The sequence below is a fragment of the Mesorhizobium sp. M7A.F.Ca.CA.002.09.1.1 genome, from assembly GCF_003998555.1.
Taxonomy (GTDB): Bacteria; Pseudomonadota; Alphaproteobacteria; order Rhizobiales; family Rhizobiaceae; genus Mesorhizobium; species Mesorhizobium ciceri.
In genome coordinates, this window is the sequence record NZ_RZRR01001137.1 from 1 (window position 1) to 1,478 (window position 1,478).

At 64.7% G+C, this 1,478-nt stretch carries 1 protein-coding gene; it reads left to right on the forward strand.

All coding sequences use genetic code 11. The features are described from left to right. Positions 1–44: 44 nt before the first annotated feature. On the forward strand, positions 45–1,478 hold a 1,434-nt coding region (locus tag EN994_RS31065), incomplete at its 3' end, for an ABC transporter transmembrane domain-containing protein (protein ID WP_127308129.1).

Below are 1,478 nucleotides of genomic sequence, written 5' to 3' on the forward strand. Positions count from 1 at the left end.
ATATTGAGGCGCAGACCCCAAGGACGGCTGGAGGAAACATCGGGATGGCGCAAATCACCAGCGCAGACGAGCGCCGGCGTTCGCTCAAGCCGCTCAGGCGCCTGTTCCCCTACATCACGCACTACCGCACGCTGGTCGTCGGCGCCATTATCTCGCTGGTTATCGCGGCGGCAACCACGTTGGCGCTGCCGCTGGCGGTGCGTCGCATGATCGATCATGGCTTCTCGTCGTCCAGCACGACCTTCATTGCCGAATATTTCGCAGCGCTGGTGGCTATGGCCGCCCTGCTGGCGGCAGCATCGGCCGGCCGCTACTATTTCGTCATCACGCTGGGCGAGCGCGTCGTCGCCGATATCAGGCGCGATGTGTTTGCCCATGTGACGACGCTGTCGCCTGCCTTCTTCGACACCGCCCAGTCGGGCGAGATCGTGTCGCGGCTTGCCGCCGACACGACGCAGGTCAAGTCGGCGGTCGGAGCGACGGCCTCGGTGGCGCTGCGCAATGTCATCCTCGGCCTTGGCGCGGTGGGGATGATGGTCATCACCAGCCCGAAACTGTCCGGCCTGGTCATCGCGGCAATACCCGTGATCGTGCTGCCGCTGGTCGCCTTCGGCCGTTCGGTGCGGCGCAAATCACGTCAGGCGCAGGATACGCTGGCCGATGCCACCGCCTATGCCAGCGAGCAGATCGGCGCGGTGCGCACGCTGCAGGCCTTCACCAATGAGAAGCTGGTCACCGGGCATTTCTCGGCTGCGGTGGAAGCTGCTTTCGAGGCGGCACGCTCCTCGATCTTCGCGCGCTCCTTCTTAACCTTCTTCGCCATTTTCACCATCTTCTCGTCCGTCGTGGCGGTGCTGTGGTTCGGCTCGCGCGACGTGCTCGAAGGCTCGATATCGCCAGGCACGCTCGGCCAGTTCCTGCTCTATTCGGTGTTCGCCGCCGGCGCGCTGGGCGCGCTGTCGGAAGTGTGGGGCGAACTTGCGCAAGCGGCGGGTGCTGCCGAACGGCTGACCGAGATCCTGGCCGAGAAGCCGGCGATCCAGGCTCCCGCCGATCCGAAGCCGCTGCCGGCCGTCGCCAAGGGCGCGATCGTCTTCGACAATATCTCCTTCTCCTACCCGGCAAGGCCCGACCGCGCCGCCGTGCACGGCTTAAGCTTTCAGGTCATGCCGGGCGAGACGGTGGCGATCGTCGGGCCGTCAGGGGCCGGCAAGAGCACGGTGTTTTCGCTGATCCTGCGTTTTTACGATCCCGAAACAGGCAAGATCCTGATCGACGGCGTCGATGTGCGCGAGGCCGATCCCGTTTCGGTCCGCCAGCGCATCGCCATCGTGCCGCAGGACGTCACCATTTTCGCGGCAAGCGCGCGTGACAATATCGGTTTCGGCCGGCCGGGAGCCAGCAAGACCGAAATCGAGACGGCGGCGAAGGATGCACTTGCCGATGAATTCATCCTCAAGCTGGAAAAAGGCTATGAC